The 16,511-nt window shown below is 72.7% G+C and carries 14 protein-coding genes; 11 read left to right on the forward strand and 3 right to left on the reverse strand.

Annotated elements, in window-relative coordinates:
- Positions 1–72 precede the first annotated feature (72 nt).
- Positions 73–2,157, forward strand: a complete 2,085-nt coding sequence (locus ACH4LD_RS30440) for a hypothetical protein (RefSeq protein ID WP_398054589.1) — start codon at positions 73–75, stop codon at positions 2,155–2,157.
- 84 nt (positions 2,158–2,241) lie between these two features.
- On the opposite strand, the gene ACH4LD_RS30445 is transcribed toward ACH4LD_RS30440, so the two are convergent.
- Positions 2,242–3,084, reverse strand: a complete 843-nt coding sequence (locus tag ACH4LD_RS30445) for a hypothetical protein (RefSeq protein WP_181140769.1) — start codon at positions 3,082–3,084, stop codon at positions 2,242–2,244.
- A 71-nt stretch (positions 3,085–3,155) separates the two neighbouring features.
- Here ACH4LD_RS30445 and ACH4LD_RS30450 point away from each other — a divergent pair, with 71 nt between their 5' ends.
- The 4 genes from ACH4LD_RS30450 to ilvD all read left to right on the forward strand — a co-directional run bounded on the left by ACH4LD_RS30450 (position 3,156) and on the right by ilvD (position 7,619).
- Positions 3,156–4,088, forward strand: coding sequence for a Ppx/GppA family phosphatase (locus ACH4LD_RS30450; protein WP_398054588.1), 933 nt, complete (start codon positions 3,156–3,158; stop codon positions 4,086–4,088).
- A gap of 128 nt (positions 4,089–4,216) precedes the next feature.
- Positions 4,217–5,038 carry a sugar phosphate isomerase/epimerase gene (locus ACH4LD_RS30455; RefSeq protein ID WP_165951822.1) on the forward strand — a complete coding sequence of 274 codons (822 nt, stop codon included), beginning with the start codon at positions 4,217–4,219 and terminating at the stop codon, positions 5,036–5,038.
- Positions 5,035–5,670 carry a TetR family transcriptional regulator gene (locus ACH4LD_RS30460; protein WP_398054587.1) on the forward strand — a complete coding sequence of 212 codons (636 nt, stop codon included), beginning with the start codon at positions 5,035–5,037 and terminating at the stop codon, positions 5,668–5,670. Before ACH4LD_RS30455 ends, ACH4LD_RS30460 begins: the two co-directional genes overlap by 4 nt.
- A gap of 95 nt (positions 5,671–5,765) precedes the next feature.
- Positions 5,766–7,619: a dihydroxy-acid dehydratase gene (gene ilvD, locus ACH4LD_RS30465; protein WP_398054586.1), complete on the forward strand. Its 1,854-nt coding sequence runs from the start codon at positions 5,766–5,768 to the stop codon at positions 7,617–7,619.
- A 283-nt stretch (positions 7,620–7,902) separates the two neighbouring features.
- Here the strand turns inward: ilvD and ACH4LD_RS30470 are convergent, their stop codons facing one another.
- Positions 7,903–10,068 (reverse strand): PQQ-binding-like beta-propeller repeat protein, encoded by a 2,166-nt coding sequence (locus tag ACH4LD_RS30470; protein WP_398054585.1) that lies wholly within the window; start codon positions 10,066–10,068, stop codon positions 7,903–7,905.
- A 154-nt stretch (positions 10,069–10,222) separates the two neighbouring features.
- Between ACH4LD_RS30470 and ACH4LD_RS30475 the strand changes: the two genes are divergently transcribed.
- The 6 genes from ACH4LD_RS30475 to proC all read left to right on the forward strand — a co-directional run bounded on the left by ACH4LD_RS30475 (position 10,223) and on the right by proC (position 14,866).
- A complete protein-coding gene (locus ACH4LD_RS30475; protein ID WP_398054584.1) occupies positions 10,223–10,558 on the forward strand; it encodes an SH3 domain-containing protein in 336 nt (111 codons plus the stop codon).
- Between the two features lie 217 nt (positions 10,559–10,775).
- A complete protein-coding gene (locus ACH4LD_RS30480; RefSeq protein WP_398054583.1) occupies positions 10,776–11,321 on the forward strand; it encodes an EamA/RhaT family transporter in 546 nt (181 codons plus the stop codon).
- Positions 11,322–11,448: 127 nt separating this feature from the next.
- A complete protein-coding gene (locus ACH4LD_RS30485; protein ID WP_398054582.1) occupies positions 11,449–12,246 on the forward strand; it encodes a class I SAM-dependent methyltransferase in 798 nt (265 codons plus the stop codon).
- 101 nt (positions 12,247–12,347) lie between these two features.
- A complete protein-coding gene (locus ACH4LD_RS30490; protein ID WP_398054581.1) occupies positions 12,348–13,172 on the forward strand; it encodes an ABC transporter ATP-binding protein in 825 nt (274 codons plus the stop codon).
- Positions 13,169–13,975: an ABC transporter permease gene (locus ACH4LD_RS30495; protein ID WP_398054580.1), complete on the forward strand. Its 807-nt coding sequence runs from the start codon at positions 13,169–13,171 to the stop codon at positions 13,973–13,975. Before ACH4LD_RS30490 ends, ACH4LD_RS30495 begins: the two co-directional genes overlap by 4 nt.
- Before the next feature lie 78 nt (positions 13,976–14,053).
- Complete coding sequence (gene proC, locus ACH4LD_RS30500; protein ID WP_103817309.1) at positions 14,054–14,866, forward strand: pyrroline-5-carboxylate reductase; 813 nt, start codon at positions 14,054–14,056, stop codon at positions 14,864–14,866.
- Between the two features lie 29 nt (positions 14,867–14,895).
- On the opposite strand, the gene trpS is transcribed toward proC, so the two are convergent.
- Positions 14,896–15,921 (reverse strand): tryptophan--tRNA ligase, encoded by a 1,026-nt coding sequence (gene trpS, locus ACH4LD_RS30505; RefSeq protein ID WP_398054579.1) that lies wholly within the window; start codon positions 15,919–15,921, stop codon positions 14,896–14,898.
- Positions 15,922–16,511 lie beyond the last annotated feature (590 nt).

Raw genomic sequence — 16,511 nt, forward strand, 5'->3', positions numbered from 1 at the left:
TCACCCGTACGGATTAAAAGTGCTCAAGGTTCCAGAAGGGGCACTCCGCAGCCGCCTACGGTCGCACGGGTGATGAGCAGCAGTCCGGAGACGACCACCCGCACGACAGGCGCGCACCGGGCGCATCGCGGGACACGTGAGGCCCGTGACGCACGACGCGAAGCGCGCGAGAACCGTGAGGAGAAAGAGGCGCGCGACCGCGCCGCCGCGCGCACCGTCACCCAGCGCACGCCAGCGCGCTACGAGCCCTACCTGGACGGCCTGTTCACCTACTGCCTGTCCGTCCTGTGCGACCACGACACGGCCACCGCCGCCCTCGGCGACGCCCTGGCCCTGGCCGAACGGCGCGGCCACCGCGCCCCCGGGGCCCCCGGCGACCAGCGGGCCTGGCTGTACGCCCTGGCCCGCTGGGCCTGCCTCCGCAAGCTCGCCGAGGCCAAGCAGAAACGTCAGGCCACACACGCGGCGGGACGTGGCGGGGCGGGGAGCACGGGGAAGGGGGCGGACGGGGGCGCCGGGAGTGGGTCCGGCGCTGCGGGGAAGAGGAGCGCCGGGGGCGGGGGCGGCGCTGTGGGCCGGAACGGCGCCGGGGGCGGGGGCGGCGCTGGAGCCGCCGGCACTGCCTGGGGCGACGGGGTCGCTGGGGCGGCGGGGGCCGACGGGACTGCGGGGGCTGAGGGGACTGCCGGGGCCGGTAGGACTTCATGGGCAGAAGGATCTTCTTGGGCCCAAGGCACTGACGGTCCACTCGGGTCTCCCGGAGCCACCGGTTCCGCCGGGCCCTCCGCCGGAGCTCAGTGGCGCTCTGGAGCCCCCGGGAGTTCCCGGGCTCCCGGGCGCACCGGCAAAGAGCCCCCCGCGTCAGCCGCCCTCCCCCCGGACATCCAAGAGCAGCGGCGACGCGAGCTCGCGCTGCTGGCCTGGCCGGAGGCCGCCGGTACCACGCCCGAGCAGCGCGAGGCCCTGGAACTCGCCGTCCGGCACCACCTCGCCACGCACGAGGTCGCCGCCGTCCTCGGGATGGAGCCCGCCGCCGCGCGGGAACTGCTCGCCTCCGCCGCCTGCGAAGTGGAGCGCACGCGCGCGGCCCTCGCCGTGGTCGAGACGGGCGGCTGCCCGAGCGTGGCCCACCTCACCGGCGACAACCGGCTGGTCCTCAGCGCTGCCCTGCGCCGCGAGCTGGTCCGCCACGTCGACGACTGTCCGCGCTGCCGCCGCACCGCCGAGCGCGCGGTCCCCGGCCGCTGGCCCGGCGCCACGGTCACCCCCGCCGAGCTGCCCGTCCTGGAAGCCCCGCGCGCGGCCCTGGCACGCCACCCGCGCGCGCGGGGCGCCGCCGTACCCCGCTTCGACCGGCGGGGCTTCCCGATGGACCCCAAGGACCGCGCGGCCCGCCGCGACCGCATCCGCGCGCGGGCGGTCACGACGACGGTCGTGGCGACAGTGGTCGCCGCACCGGTCCTCGCCCTCTGGGCCGCCTACCGGGGCGGGCCGGCCGGAGAGGACGACGGCCGCTCGGCGACCGCGCGGGAGGCGCAGGGTCCCGAGGCGCTCGGCGGCGACACGTCCGGTGGCTACGAGAACGCCGGGAACGCCAGCGTGAAGCCGGGCGTCCGCATGGGAAAGAACGGCAAGGCGGACGTCTCGGTGGAGGTCGTCAGCGTCGGCGGCAAGGGCGAGAAGGGCGCGGGACAGCTCGAAGTCAGCGCCGCCAACGACGGCGACACGACCCTGATCACCCTCACGGCGTCCGGCGGGTCCGAGGTCCGCTGGTCGGTGTCCACGACGGCCGGCTGGCTCTACTTCAGCCAGTCCTCGGGAACCCTCGGACCCGGCCGGACGTTGACGATCAAGGTGTACGTCGACCATCTGCGCGAGCCGTCCGGCCACTGGCACGCGCAGGTGGCGGTGGCACCGGCGGGCGCGGTGGTCTCGATCGACGGCTACGGCACGGCACCCAGCCGCCCGACCCCGCCCCCCGCCTCACCGACACCCCCGTCGCCCCCGCCGAGCACACCGCCCACCGAGCCTCCCGCCACGCAGTCCCCACCGCCCACGGACCCGACGCCGAGCCCGACGACCCCGCCCCCCTCCGACTCCCCGACGCCGACTCCCACGCCGACCGACACCGAGACCCCGGCCCCGACGGACAGCTAGGCGGGAGCCGGGAAGACGGAGGCTTCCAGCCGAGCGAACCGAATGGGCGGGAGGGCGGGCGGGAAAGACGGGTCGGAAAGGCCGTTACGAGGCTTCCGGGTCGGCCGGGTGGGGCGCCAGCAGGGGCAACTGCGACGCCAGCCGCGCTTCGCACAGCTCGACCAGACGGTCGTACCCCGCCTTGCCCATCAGCTCCGTCAGCTCGGCCCGGTAGGACACGTACACCGGCTCACCCGCGCCGTGCGCCGACGTCGCCGAGGTGCACCACCAGTGCAGATCGTGCCCGCCCGGCCCCCAGCCCCGGCGGTCGTACTCCCCGATGGACACCTGGAGCACCCGTGTGTCGTCCGGCCGGTCGATCCAGTCGTACGTCCGCCGGATCGGCAGCTGCCAGCACACGTCCGGCTTGGTCTCCAGCGGCTCCCGGCCCTCCTTCAGCGCCAGGATGTGCAGCGAGCAGCCGGCCCCGCCCGCGAACCCCGGCCGGTTCTGGAAGATGCACGACCCCTGGAACGGCCGCGTCTGCCGGGAACCCTCCTCGTCCTCGGAGACCCACCCGCCCCGCGTGCCCTCGTCATGGTGCTGCCAGATCTCCGGCGTGAGCCGCGCCACGTGCTCGGCGACCCGCTTCTCGTCGTCCTCGTCGGAGAAGTGCGCCCCCAGCGTGCAGCACCCGTCGTCCGCGCGGCCCGCCTGAATGCCCTGGCAGCCACTGCCGAAGATGCAGTTCCAGCGAGAGGTCAGCCATGTCAGATCGCAGCGGAAGACCTGCTCGTCGTCCGCCGGATCGGGAAACTCCACCCAGGCACGGGCGAAATCGAGCCCCTTCTCATCGCCCATCAACGCCTCCGTGGTGGTCTTGGCGGCCTTACGGCCTTTGCCCGCCTTGTCGGCTTTGTCAGCCTTCGCCTTTTTCGTCTTTGGCACCCGTCCAGGGTAAGTGGCCAGGTGCCGCACGCGGGACCGAGGACGGACGTTCTGGCAGTAGCGTTCCGTACATGAGACTCGGTGTCCTGGACGTGGGTTCGAACACGGTGCATCTGCTGGTGGTGGACGCGCACCCCGGCGCGCGCCCGCTGCCCGCGCATTCGCACAAGGCCGAACTCCGGCTCGCCCAGCTCCTCGACGACAGCGGTGCCATCGGAGAGGAAGGCATCGACCAGCTGATCGCCGTCGTACGGGACGCGCTCCAGGCCGCCGAGGACAAGGGCGTCGAGGACCTGCTGCCGTTCGCCACCTCCGCCGTCCGCGAGGCCACCAACGCCGACGACGTCCTCGCGCGCGTGGCCGACGAGACCGGCGTACGACTCCAGGTCCTGGCCGGGGCAGAGGAGGCCCGGCTCACCTTCCTCGCCGTACGCCGCTGGTTCGGCTGGTCCGCCGGGAAGCTGCTGGTCCTGGACATCGGCGGCGGTTCCCTGGAGATCGCCTTCGGCATGGACGAGGAACCGGACGCGGCCGTCTCCCTCCCGCTCGGCGCCGGCCGCCTCACCGCCGGCTGGCTGCCCGGCGACCCGCCCGACCCGGAGGACGTCCGCGCCCTGCGCCGCCACGTCCGCACGGAGATCGCCCGCACGGTCGGCGAATTCAGCCGCTTCGGCGCCCCCGACCACGTGGTCGCCACCTCCAAGACCTTCAGACAGCTCGCCCGCATCGCCGGCGCCGCCCGCAGCGCCGAGGGCCTCTACGTCCAGCGCGAACTCAAGCGCGAGTCCCTGGAGGCCTGGGTCCCGCGCCTGGCCGGCATGACGACGCAGCAGCGCGCGGAACTGCCCGGCGTCTCCGACGGCAGAGCAGGTCAGCTCCTCGCCGGCGCCCTGGTGGCGGAGGGCGCGATGGACCTCTTCGGCGTGGAGAAACTGGAGATCTGCCCCTGGGCCCTGAGGGAGGGCGTCATCCTCCGTCGCCTCGACCACATGGGCTCGGACTAGCGCCCCCGAAGGGGCGCGGGGAACTGCGCGAGAGGCGATCACGCACCCGCAGCCGCGCAAATGGCAAACCTCACAACGGCGAACAGGCACCCAACACCCGAGCCCCTCTGCGCCGTATGGTGACGGACGTGGCTGAACCAAGGGACGCAGACGTGCGCATCGCGCTCTCGACCGCCTCCGTCTACCCCGAGTCGACGGCGACGGCCTTCGAGATCGCCGCGCGCCTCGGTTACGACGGCGTCGAGGTCATGGTGTGGACCGACCCGGTCAGCCAGGACATCGAGGCCCTGCGTCGCCTGTCGGACTACCACGGCATCCCGATCCTGGCCGTCCACGCCCCCTGCCTGCTGATCACCCAGCGCGTCTGGTCCACCGACCCCTGGGTCAAGCTCCAGCGGGCCCGGGCGGCGGCGGAGAAGCTGGACGCCTCCACCGTCGTCGTCCACCCGCCCTTCCGCTGGCAGCGGCAGTACGCCCGGGAGTTCGTCGACGGGATCTGGCGGATGGCGAACGAGACGGACGTACGGTTCGCCGTCGAGAACATGTACCCCTGGCGCTACCGCGACCGCGAGATGCTCGCCTACGCCCCCGACTGGGACGTCACCCACGACGACTACCGGCACTTCACGATCGACCTCAGCCACACGGCGACGGCCCGCACCGACGCCCTGGGCATGATCGACCGCATGGGGGACCGGCTCGGGCACGTCCACCTCGCCGACGGCCGGGGCTCCGCCAAGGACGAGCACCTGGTGCCCGGCCGGGGCACCCAGCCCTGCGCCGAACTGCTGGAGCGCCTGGTGCACACAGGCTTCGACGGCCATGTCGTGATCGAGGTCAACACCCGGCGGGCGATGTCCGGCGCCGAGCGCGAGGCCGACCTCGCCGAGGCCCTGGAGTACACGCGCAAGCACCTGGCCGCGGCGGCCGTGCGGGTGACCCGCCGATGACCGCCACCCCGCCGGCGAACGGCACCGCCCCCGAGCCGCCCGCCCGGCGCCGGGGCCGGCCCCCGCGCACCGAGTCCGCCGGCACCCGGGACCGCATCCTCGCCGCCGCCCGCGAGGAGTTCTCCGCGCGTGGCTACGAGAAGACGTCCGTACGCGGCATCGCCAAGGCCGCCGGCGTGGACTCCGCGCTCGTCCACCACTACTTCGGCACCAAGGAGCAGGTCTTCGAAGCGGCCATCGAGGTCGCCTTCGCCCCCGCGCTGAACGCGCCGGGGGCGGTCGCCGAGGGCCCCCCGGACGCCGTCGGCGAGCGGCTGACCCGGTTCATCTTCGGCATCTGGGAGAACCCCACCACCCGCACCCCGCTGCTCGCCATCGTGCGCTCCGCCGTCAACAACGACACGGCCGCCGCCGTCTTCCGCCGCCTGGTCGCCACCCAGCTGCTGCGCCGCATCGCCGCCCAGCTGGAGCTGCCGGACGCCGAGCTGCGCGCCGAACTGGCGGCCGCCCAGCTGGTGGGCTGTGCCATGCTCCGTTACGTGATCAAGGTGGAGCCGCTGGCGTCGGCGGACCTGGAGCGGATCATCGCCCGCGTGGCACCCGTCGTACAGGGGCACCTGACGGCTCCGTGAAACGCGCGTCCCGCGATTCGGACACCTTGTCCCGCCCACTGGATGACCGGCGTACGCTCGATGACAGCCACATCCGTCTGAAGGAGCGAGCGACGATGCCCGAGCTGAGGTCCCGCACAGTCACCCACGGCCGCAACATGGCGGGCGCCCGCGCCCTTATGCGCGCCTCCGGTGTACCCGGTGCGGACATCGGCCGGAAGCCGATCATCGCCGTCGCCAACTCCTTCACCGAGTTCGTGCCGGGCCACACCCACCTCCAGCCGGTCGGCCGGATCGTCAGCGAGGCGATCAAGGAGGCGGGCGGCATCCCGCGCGAGTTCAACACGATCGCGGTCGACGACGGCATCGCCATGGGCCACGGCGGCATGCTGTACTCCCTGCCCTCCCGCGACCTGATCGCGGACTCGGTCGAGTACATGGTCGAGGCGCACTGCGCCGACGCCCTGGTCTGCATCTCCAACTGCGACAAGATCACCCCGGGCATGCTGCTGGCGGCCCTGCGCCTGAACATCCCGACGGTCTTCGTCTCCGGCGGCCCCATGGAGTCCGGCCGCGCCACCCTCGTGGACGGCACGGTCCGCACCCTCGACCTGGTCGACGCGATCTCCGACGCCGTCAACGACAAGATCTCCGACGAGGACATCCTCCGCATCGAGGAGAACGCCTGCCCCACCTGCGGCAGCTGTTCCGGCATGTTCACCGCCAACTCGATGAACTGCCTGACCGAGGCCATCGGCCTCTCCCTGCCCGGCAACGGCTCGGTCCTCGCCACCCACACCGCGCGCCGCGCCCTGTACGAGAACGCGGCCCGCACGGTCATGGACCTCACCCGCCGCTACTACGAGCAGGACGACGACACCGTCCTGCCCCGCAACATCGCCACCTTCGAGGCCTTCGAGAACGCCATGGCCCTGGACATCGCGATGGGCGGCTCGACCAACACGATCCTGCACCTGCTGGCCGCCGCGCAGGAGGCGGGCGTCCCGTTCGGCCTGGACCAGATCGACGCCGTCTCGCGCCGCGTGCCCTGCCTGGCGAAGGTGGCCCCCAACGTCGCCAAGAACCGCACGTACTACATGGAGGACGTGCACCGCGCCGGCGGCATCCCCGCCCTCCTCGGCGAACTGCACCGCGCCGGCCTGCTCAACGAGGACGTGCACGCCGTCCACAGCCCCTCCCTCGCGGACTGGCTGAAGACCTGGGACGTCCGCGGCGGCTCCCCGTCCCAGGAGGCCGTCGAGCTGTGGCACGCGGCCCCCGGCTGCGTCCGCTCCGCCGAGGCGTTCTCCCAGTCCGAGCGCTGGGAGGCCCTGGACGAGGACGCCGAGAACGGCTGCATCCGCTCCGTCGAGCACGCCTACTCCAAGGACGGCGGCCTCGCGGTCCTGCGCGGCAACCTCGCCGTCGACGGCTGCGTGGTCAAGACGGCCGGCGTGGACGAGTCGATCTGGACCTTCGAGGGCCCGGCCGTCGTCTGCGAGTCCCAGGAGGAGGCCGTCCAGCGCATCCTGACCCAGGAGGTCAAGGACGGCGACGTCGTCGTCATCCGCTACGAGGGCCCCAAGGGCGGCCCCGGCATGCAGGAGATGCTGTACCCGACCTCGTACCTGAAGGGCCGTGGCCTCGGCAAGAGCTGCGCCCTGATCACCGACGGCCGCTTCTCCGGCGGCACCTCGGGCCTCTCCATCGGCCACGCCTCGCCCGAGGCGGCCTCCGGCGGCACGATCGCCCTCGTCCAGGACGGCGACCGCATCCGCATCGACATCCCGGGCCGCACGATCGAGCTGCTGGTCGACGAGGCCGAGCTGGCCCGCCGCGAGCAGGCCCTGAACGGCGTCTACGCCCCCAAGAACCGCGAACGCAAGGTCTCCGCCGCCCTGCGCGCCTACGCGGCGATGGCGACGAGCGCCGACAAGGGCGCCGTGCGCGACGTGTCCCGCCTGGGCTGAGCCACGACAGCAGGGGCCGCTCCCGACCGGGCGGCCCTTCGCCGTTCCACGGACGGTCGCCCTTCGCCGTTCCACGGGCGGTCTGCCGCCGTTTGAGGGGCCGGTCCTTCGCCGGATCACGGGCGGCCCTTCGCCGGATCACGGGGGGCCTTGGTCGGATCACGGACGGCCCATCGCCGTTCGACGGCCGGTCCTTCGCCGGATCACCGGACCGCTCGCCGTCCCCGGCCCCACCGGGTCGTCCGCTGTCCCCGCGCCGCCCGGTCTCTTCCCGGGTCCGGGGTCACCAGGCCGACGGCTTCCCGCTGTCCACGGTGAAGACCGTGCCGTCGGGCGCGGCGGCGAGGACGCGGGCGTCGACCGGCACCGGTGCGGGCGGGGTGCTCATGACCTCGGCCGAGTTCGCTCCCAGCCGTGCCGGCGTCTGCCCGACGAGCCTGCCGTTCGCGGCGTCGACGGCGAGCAGCCGGCCGTCGCTCGCGGTGAGGTACACCCGGCCGCCCCGCACGACGGGCGCCGAACCGCGGCTCACCGACGTCTCCAGGTGCCACAGGTGCTTGCCCGACCGCCCCGATTCCAGGTCCACGGCGTCCAGGGAGCCACCGGTGGCCAGCACGTACACCACGTCCCCGTGCACCGTCGCGTGCGCTCCGTCGAGGACGGCGGGCAGCGCGACGCGCCGGGTCGCGCCCGTGCCGGGGGTGTAGCGGACGATCTCCGTGGCGCCGTACGCGCTGTCCACGGCCAGGAAGAACACCGAACCGTCCCGCGCCGCGAACGGCTTGAGCCAGCCGCCGAGCCGTACGTCCCACCGCATCCGGCCGGTGTCCGGGTCCAGGGCGGTCACCCGTGTGCTCGTCCCGTCGGCGGACGTACGCGTCGCGAAGGCCGTCGGGGCGCCGGGGAAGGCGTCGAGGGCCGGCATGCCCTGACCGGGTACCGCGCTCCGCCAGCGGGTTGAGCCGTTCGCGCCGTCCACGCCGGTGACCGTACCGTCGGCGCTGGTGAGCAGGGCCGTGTCACCGGCGTACCGCACGGTCGTCCCGGCCGGCAGCCGTCGCTGCCACACCTGCCTGCCCGTGGCCGGATCCAGCCCGGCGAGCCGCGAGCCGCCGTCCGTGTACGGCTGGACCAGCCCGCCGGAGAGGACCGGGGGCCCGCTCGTGGACCGGGTGTCGACCGAACGCCGCCACAGCAGGGCGCCGTCGCTCGCGGCGAGCGCGAAGACGACACCCGGCCGCGCGCAGAACACCTTCCCGGTCGCGTACGCGCAGTGCGGTATGCCCTCGCCGCCGACCGCCGGCCGGGCCGTCCACGCGCTGCCGGAAGCCGCCGTCAGCGTCGGCTCGCCCTTCCTCTTGGGTGCCTGATCGTTTCCGCCGGACGCCCACACCGAGACGAGCGCACCGAGCAACGCCAGCCCCAGGCTGCCGGCCGTGAGCGCCGTCACCCGCCGACGCCCCGGACCTCGGCCCGTACGCCGACCGGCACCTTCGGAACGACCGGCTCCAGCGGAAGCGCCCCCTGCCTCCGCCCCGGCTTCCGCAGGTGCCCGGTCCTCGCCCGCCCCTTGCTCCGCAGCCGTCCGCTGCGCCGGTATGAACGCCTGGGTGTCGTACGAGGCCGCCACCGAGCGCAGTTCCCGCATCAGTTCGTCCGGCGTGGGCCGGTCGTCGGGCTCCTTGGCGAGACACCGGCGTACCAGCGGGGCGAGCCCTTCCGGTACGCCGGTCAGGTCGGGTTCGTCGTGGACCACCTGGTAGGCGACGACGTACGGGCTGTCGGAGTCGAACGGCCCGCGCCCGGTGGCCGCGTGCACCATCACCGAACCGAGCGCGAAGATGTCGGCGGCCGGGCCGACCTCCCGGGGCCGCCGGAACTGCTCGGGCGCCATGAACGGCGGAGTGCCGATCAACTTGCCGGTCTCGGTGCGCAGTTCGCTGTCCTTCGGCCGGGAGATGCCGAAGTCGATGACTTTCGGCCCGTCCTCGGCGAGCAGCACGTTGCTGGGCTTGAGATCCCGGTGCACGACCCCGACCCGGTGGATGTCCCGCAGCGCCTCGGCGAGCCCCGCCATCAGCCGGCGCAGCTGCTCCGTGGCCATGGGGCCCTTCCGCTTCACATGGTCGGAGAGGGTCGGCCCGGGGATGAACAGGGTGGCCATCCAGGGGCGTGCGGCCTCTGGGTCGGCGTCCACGACGGGTGCCGTGAAGGCGCCGCTGACCCTGCGCGCGGCGGCCACCTCCTGCTGGAAACGGCCCCTGAACTCGGGATCCCGCGCGAACTCGGCGTGTACGACCTTCACCGCGAGCCGCATCCCGGAGGTGCTCCGGGCGAGGTGTACGACCCCCATGCCGCCAGAGCCCAGGCAGGACTCCAGCCTGTAGTGCCCGGCGTACTCGGGAAGTTCCGCTTCCGCGCCCGCTCCGGTGTTGCGCTGTGGCGCCATGGACCACCCCCGTGCTCTCGTCCGCGCGCGCGACGCACGGAGCCTAGTCGATGACTCGTACGAGACAGAGGCGGCTTGCTAGCGTCTGGGTGGCGAGTCGCGCACCTGCGTTTCGCGCCGAGTTCCAGGAAAACGACGGGGGAGGACCATTTTCATGTCAGTCGACCGCGCACAAGAGGCCGAGGCCATCGAGAACGGCACCGGCGCTGCCGAGGACGTGGTGACGGAGGCGGCGGCAGCCGTCCGCACCTACGCCGTCGCACCCGGCGTCCGCCTGAACGTCCGCAGCGGCCCGGGCACCCAGTACAACCTGGTCCGCGTCCTGCCGGAGGGCGTCCGGGTGCCGATCTACTGCCAGACGCCCGGCACGACGGTGACGGGCACCTACGGCACGACGAACATCTGGGACCTCATCGACAGCGGCGAGTACGTCTCGGACGCCTACGTCCACACAGGCACCGACGGCTACATCGCCCCACGCTGCGGCTGACACCGGCTCGCACGCGCTGCGCCCGGCCGGGCCGTGCCGGTCCCGGCCGGGAACTGGGCGACACCCGGCACGACCGAAACCGACCGCCGCCGGCCGGCACCGGCCGGGACCCGCGCCCAGCCGGCACCGCCTCCCGGCCCGCAGGCGGTGCCGCCGGAACCCGCCCAGACCCCGCCCCGCCCGGAAGCCCGTCCGCCGTCGGCGCCATAATCGTGCTGTGAGCGACGAAACCGGCACCCCGGACACCTCGGCGGGCTCCGTCGGCCGCGCGGCCGAGGGCGACGGCGCGCCGCCGCAGGCCGGTGGCCCCCGCCCCGAGCCCCTGCGTTTCTTCGGCACCTCCTGGGTGGACCACGACAACGGCTACGCGGTCCGCCGCGCCGGTGTCGCCGTCGGCTCCCTCGCCGCCGCCGTGGTCTCCTGCCTGGTGCTGCGCCTCGCCTACGAGGGCATCCAGATAGCCGAGTCCGGCTCCTTCGTGACCGTGCTGGTCGTCGCCATGTTCGCGATCTGCAGCGCGCTCGCCTTCCGCAACACCTGGGAGGGCTTCGGCAGGCGCCACGACCCGCAGCGCCAGGCCTCGCTGCGCGGTCTGCTCGCCATCGGCTTCGTCGGCACCCTCCTCGCCTACTTCTTCCGCTCCCTCACGGAGGCACCGGGCGAGAAGCTGCACCGCGAGGAGTACGAACAGGCCCGCGAGGCCCACGCGCGCCGCACCACCCGCCGCACCGGCAACCCGTCGAAGAAGAAGCGCCGCCGGTAGCACGGCGCCGCCGGTAGCACGGCGCCGCCGGTAGTACGGCGCCGGCGGAACGGCAGCGGTGGAACCGCGTCGGCACGACGGAAAAGGGGGTACGGCAAGCGCGCGGCGATGCCGTAGACAGGACCCCATGACCGTCACCGAGCCGTCGCCCGCCGACCCGCACGCCTCCCACGCGGCCCGCGCCGCGTCCTTCAACTCCGCCGCCGCCCAGTACGCCGCGAACCGCCCCTCCTACCCGCACGCCCTCTTCGACGCCGTCGAGGAACTGTCCGGCCGCCCCCTCCCGGGCGCCAGGACGGTGGACGTCGGCGCGGGCACCGGCATCGCCACCGCCATCCTGCACGCCCGGGGCGCCGACGTCCTCGCCGTCGAACCCGGCGCGGGCATGGCCGCCGAGTTCCGCCGCGCGCTTCCGCACATCCCGCTCGTCCGGGGCGACGGCAACGCCCTGCCCGTCACCGACGCCCACGCCGACCTCATCACCTGTGCCCAGGCCTGGCACTGGACCGACCCGGCCCACTCGGTGCCGGAGGCGCTGCGCGTGCTGCGCCCGGGCGGTGCGCTGGCGCTGTGGTGGAACACCGAGGCGCTGGACGTCGGATGGATCGCCGACGCCGCCCGCCGCGTCGGCCGTTTCCTGGGCGTCGACGCCGCCGCCGAGGCGCGCAAGGTCGGTGACCGCATCGAGCTGGCCGACCCCAGCGGGCGTCTGGACTTCGCCCGCCGCACGGTCCGCTGGAGCCGCCGCGTCCCGGTCGACACCCATCTCGCCAACATCGGCAGCCACTCGGCTTTCCTCACCAGCCCCGAGGAGCGCACGGCCGCCTTCCTCGCCGAGGAGCGCGCCCACCTCCTGGAGGTCTTCCCGGACGGCATGGTCGAGGAGACCTACGACGTCCTCCTCCTGGTGGCCCGCAAGCCCTGACCCGGCTTCCCGGCCCTCCCGCGCCCTCCCCGGCCCCCCTTCGCATCGCCACTTCGGACCGCCCCTTGACGTCCCGCCTCTCCAGCCCAATTATTCATCACATGATGAATTACGAGCCGGCCCCTTCACCCCCCGTTGTCCCCACCCCCGCCATCCACGCCGACGACCTCACCGTCACCCGCGGCACCCGCACGGTCCTGCACCACCTCCGCTTCACCGTCCCCCGCGGCCGGATCACCGGCCTGCTCGGCCCCTCCGGCTGCGGGAAATCCACCCTCATGCGCTCGATCGTCGGCACCCAGGCCAAGGTCACCGGCACCCTCGACGTCCTCGGCCACCCGGCCGGCCACCCCACCCTGCGCAGCCGCATCGGCTACGTCACCCAAGCCCCCTCCGTCTACGACGACCTCACCGTCCGTCAGAACCTCGACTACTTCGCCGCGATCCTCGACCCCGGCCGCGCCGCCGCCGACCGCCGCCACCAGCACGTCACCCAGGCCATCGCCGACGTCGACCTCACCAGCCACGCCGACGCCCTCGCCGGCAACCTCTCCGGCGGCCAGCGGGGCCGCGTCTCCCTCGCCGTCGCCCTCCTCGGCACCCCCGAACTCCTCGTCCTCGACGAACCGACCGTCGGCCTCGACCCCGTCCTGCGCCGGGACCTGTGGCAGCTCTTCCACGACCTCGCCACCACCCGCGGCGCCACCCTCCTCGTCTCCTCCCACGTCATGGACGAGGCCGAGCGCTGCGACCGCCTCCTCCTCATGCGCGAAGGCGAGCTCCTCACCGGGGACACCTCCCGACCGGAGGCCGGGGGAGAGACCCCGGACGCCCTGCGCAGCCGCACCGGCACCGACACCGTCGAGGCCGCCTTCCTGCGCCTGGTCGACGAAGCCGCAGGCCGCACGAAAGAGAGCACCCGATGAACCCGAGCCCCCTGACCACGGTGGGTACGACGACCCCGGCGGCCCCCGCCACGCGCCCCAGCGCCCTCAACGCCTCCCGCACCACCGCCACCGCGGCCCGGGTCCTGCGCCAGCTCCGCCACGACCCGCGCACCATCGCGCTGATGGTCCTGATCCCCTGCCTGATGCTGATCCTGCTGCGCTACGTCTTCGACGCCAGCCCGCGCACCTTCGACAACATCGGCGCCTCGCTGCTCGGCATCTTCCCGCTGATCACGATGTTCCTGGTCACCTCCATCGCCACCCTGCGCGAACGCACCTCCGGCACCCTCGAACGCCTCCTCGCCCTGCCCCTCGGCAAGGCCGACCTCATCGCCGGTTACGCCCTCGCCTTCGGCGCCCTCGCCATCGTCCAGTCCGCCCTCGCCACCGGACTCGCGGTCTGGCTCCTCGGCCTCGACGTCACCGGCTCCCCCTGGCTGCTGCTCCTCGTCGCCCTCCTCGACGCCCTGCTCGGCACGGCCCTCGGTCTCTTCGTCTCGGCCTTCGCGGCCTCGGAATTCCAGGCGGTCCAGTTCATGCCCGCGGTGATCTTTCCCCAGCTCCTCCTCTGCGGCCTGTTCACCCCCCGCTCCGACATGCACCCCGTCCTCGAAACCGTCTCCGACGTCCTGCCGATGTCGTACGCCGTCGACGGCATGAACCAGGTCCTCCACCACACCGACATGACGGCGACCTTCGTCCGCGACGTCCTGATCGTGGCCGGCTGCGCACTGCTCGTCCTGGGCCTGGGCGCGGCGACGCTACGACGGCGTACGGCGTGACGCCGGGCCCCACCGGCCGACGTTCCGCCCACCGGACAACCCGCCCGCGCACCCCACCCCGGTGCCAGACTGAACCGCATGAGCCAGAAAGTCGCAGTCCTCGGCACCGGCAAGATCGGCGAAGCCCTGCTCAGCGGAATGATCCGGGCCGGCTGGGCCCCCGACGACCTCCTGGTCACCGCCCGCCGCCCCGAACGAGCCGAAGAACTCCGCACCCGCTACGGAGTCACCCCGGTCACCAACACCGAGGCCGCCAAGACCGCCGACACCCTGATCCTCACGGTCAAGCCGCAGGACATGGGCACCCTCCTGGACGAACTCGCCCCGCACGTCCCCGCCGACCGCCTGGTCATCAGCGGAGCCGCCGGCATCCCCACCTCCTTCTTCGAGGAGCGCCTCGCCGCGGGCACCCCTGTCGTCCGCGTCATGACCAACACCCCCGCCCTCGTCGACGAGGCCATGTCGGTCATCTCCGCCGGCAGCCACGCCACCGAACAGCACCTCGCACACGCCGAGGAGATCTTCGGTGGCGTCGGCAAGACCCTCCGCGTCCCCGAGAGCCAGCAGGACGCCTGCACCGCACTGTCCGGCTCCGGCCCGGCGTACTTCTTCTACCTGGTCGAAGCCATGACCGACGCCGGCATCCTGCTCGGTCTCCCGCGCGACAAGGCCCACGACCTCATCGTCCAGTCCGCGATCGGCGCCGCCGTGATGCTCCGCGACAGCGGCGAACACCCCGTAAAGCTCCGGGAGAACGTCACCTCCCCGGCCGGCACCACCATCAACGCCATCCGCGAACTGGAGAACCACGGCGTACGAGCCGCCCTCATCGCCGCCCTCGAAGCCGCCCGCGACCGCAGCCGCGAACTCGCCTCCGGCAAGAAGGACTGAACCGGCCGACCCCGCTGAGCGCCGCCCGGCTAACGCGTGGCGCTCAGCGAAGGCTCCCCCACGGGCGGCAGCAGCCCGATCGCCCTGTAGGCCGTATCGACCGTCGGCCGGGCCAACGCCCGCGCCTTCTCCGCACCATCCCGCAGCACCCCCTCGACATACGCCGGATCAGCGCACAGCTCCCGGTGCCTGGCCTGCACCGGTCGCAGCACCTCCACCACCGCCTCCGCGGTGTCCTTCTTCAAAGAGCCGTACGAGTCGTAAACGTCTGCCAGTGACTCAGGGTTCCCGCCCGTGCACGCAGCGAGAACATCCAGCAGGTTCGCCAGGCCCGGCCGCTCCGCCCGGTCGTAGACGACGTCCCACCCGCTGTCCGTCACGGCCCGCAGCACCTTCTTGCGCACCACGTCCGGCTCGTCCAGCAGATAGACGACCCCCGCCCCCGAGTCGTCCGACTTCCCCATCTTCCTCGTCGGGTCCTGGAGGTTCATCACCCGCGCCGCCACCTGCGGGATCGTCGCCCTCGGCACCACGAACGCCTGGCCGTAGCGCTGGTTGAACCGCACCGCCAGGTCCCGGGTCAGCTCGACGTGCTGTGCCTGGTCCTCGCCGACCGGAACCTCGTCCGTGCCGTACGCCAGGATGTCCGCCGCCATCAGGACCGGATACGTCAGCAGCGACAGCCGCACACTCCCACCACGATCCCGCTCCTTCGCGGCCTTCTCCTTGTACTGGATCATCCGCCGCATCTCACCGTCGGTCGCCACGCACTCCAGCAGGTACGACAGCCGCGTGTGCTCGTCGACATGGCTCTGCAGGAACACCGTGCACACCTCGGGGTCGAGCCCGGCCGCCAGCAACAGGGTCGCCGTCTGCCGGCTGAGCCTGCGTACCCGCGCCGGATCGTGGTCCATGGTCAGCGCGTGCAGATCCACCACACAGAACAGCGAGTCCGCCCGGTGCTGGTCCACCTCCGCCCAGCGCCGCATGGCCCCCAGGTAGTTGCCCAGGGTCAGGTGCCCGGTCGGCTGAATCCCGCTGAAGACCCGAGTCATCTCCACTCCACCTTCTGGTCGGGACCGCCGCCCCTGCGGCCGGCCCCCGAGACCCGGAGGGAGATACGAGAACGGCCGCCGAGGCGGCGGCCGTTGAGTGCATACGTGAGTCGGCCGCCGTCAGGCGGCCCACCAGAGCTGGGTACACGTACGCGTCATCACGCAGTCCACAGTACGCCTCCGGAGTGCCCCGCGGCGGCGAGTTGACACACCCCGCGCCGATACGTAGTGTTCTCCGAGTTGTCCGACGTGAGCGCCGACTCCGGTCGGTCCCCGGGCAGCCATTCCGCAGTACCACCCACTCAATCGACGCCCTCAGCGTCGGCTGCTTTGGCGTGCGTATTTGCGAAATGAGGAATCCGCGTTCGAAAGGGCGCCGGCCCCCGATTAGCTCGGGAGCCAGGAATCCGCTAAAGTCTCACTCGTCGGAACGGCCCAACAGCCGGGAAGACAAACCCCGCTGACCGGGGATCAGACGCCGAAAGGATCTGATAGAGTCGGAACCGCCGGAAAGGGAAACGCGAGAGCGGGAACCTGGAAAGCACCGAGGAAATCGGATCGCGAAACGGTCTGATAGAGTCGGAAACGCA

Source organism: Streptomyces sp. NPDC017676 (assembly GCF_044329325.1).
Classification (GTDB): domain Bacteria; phylum Actinomycetota; class Actinomycetes; order Streptomycetales; family Streptomycetaceae; genus Streptomyces.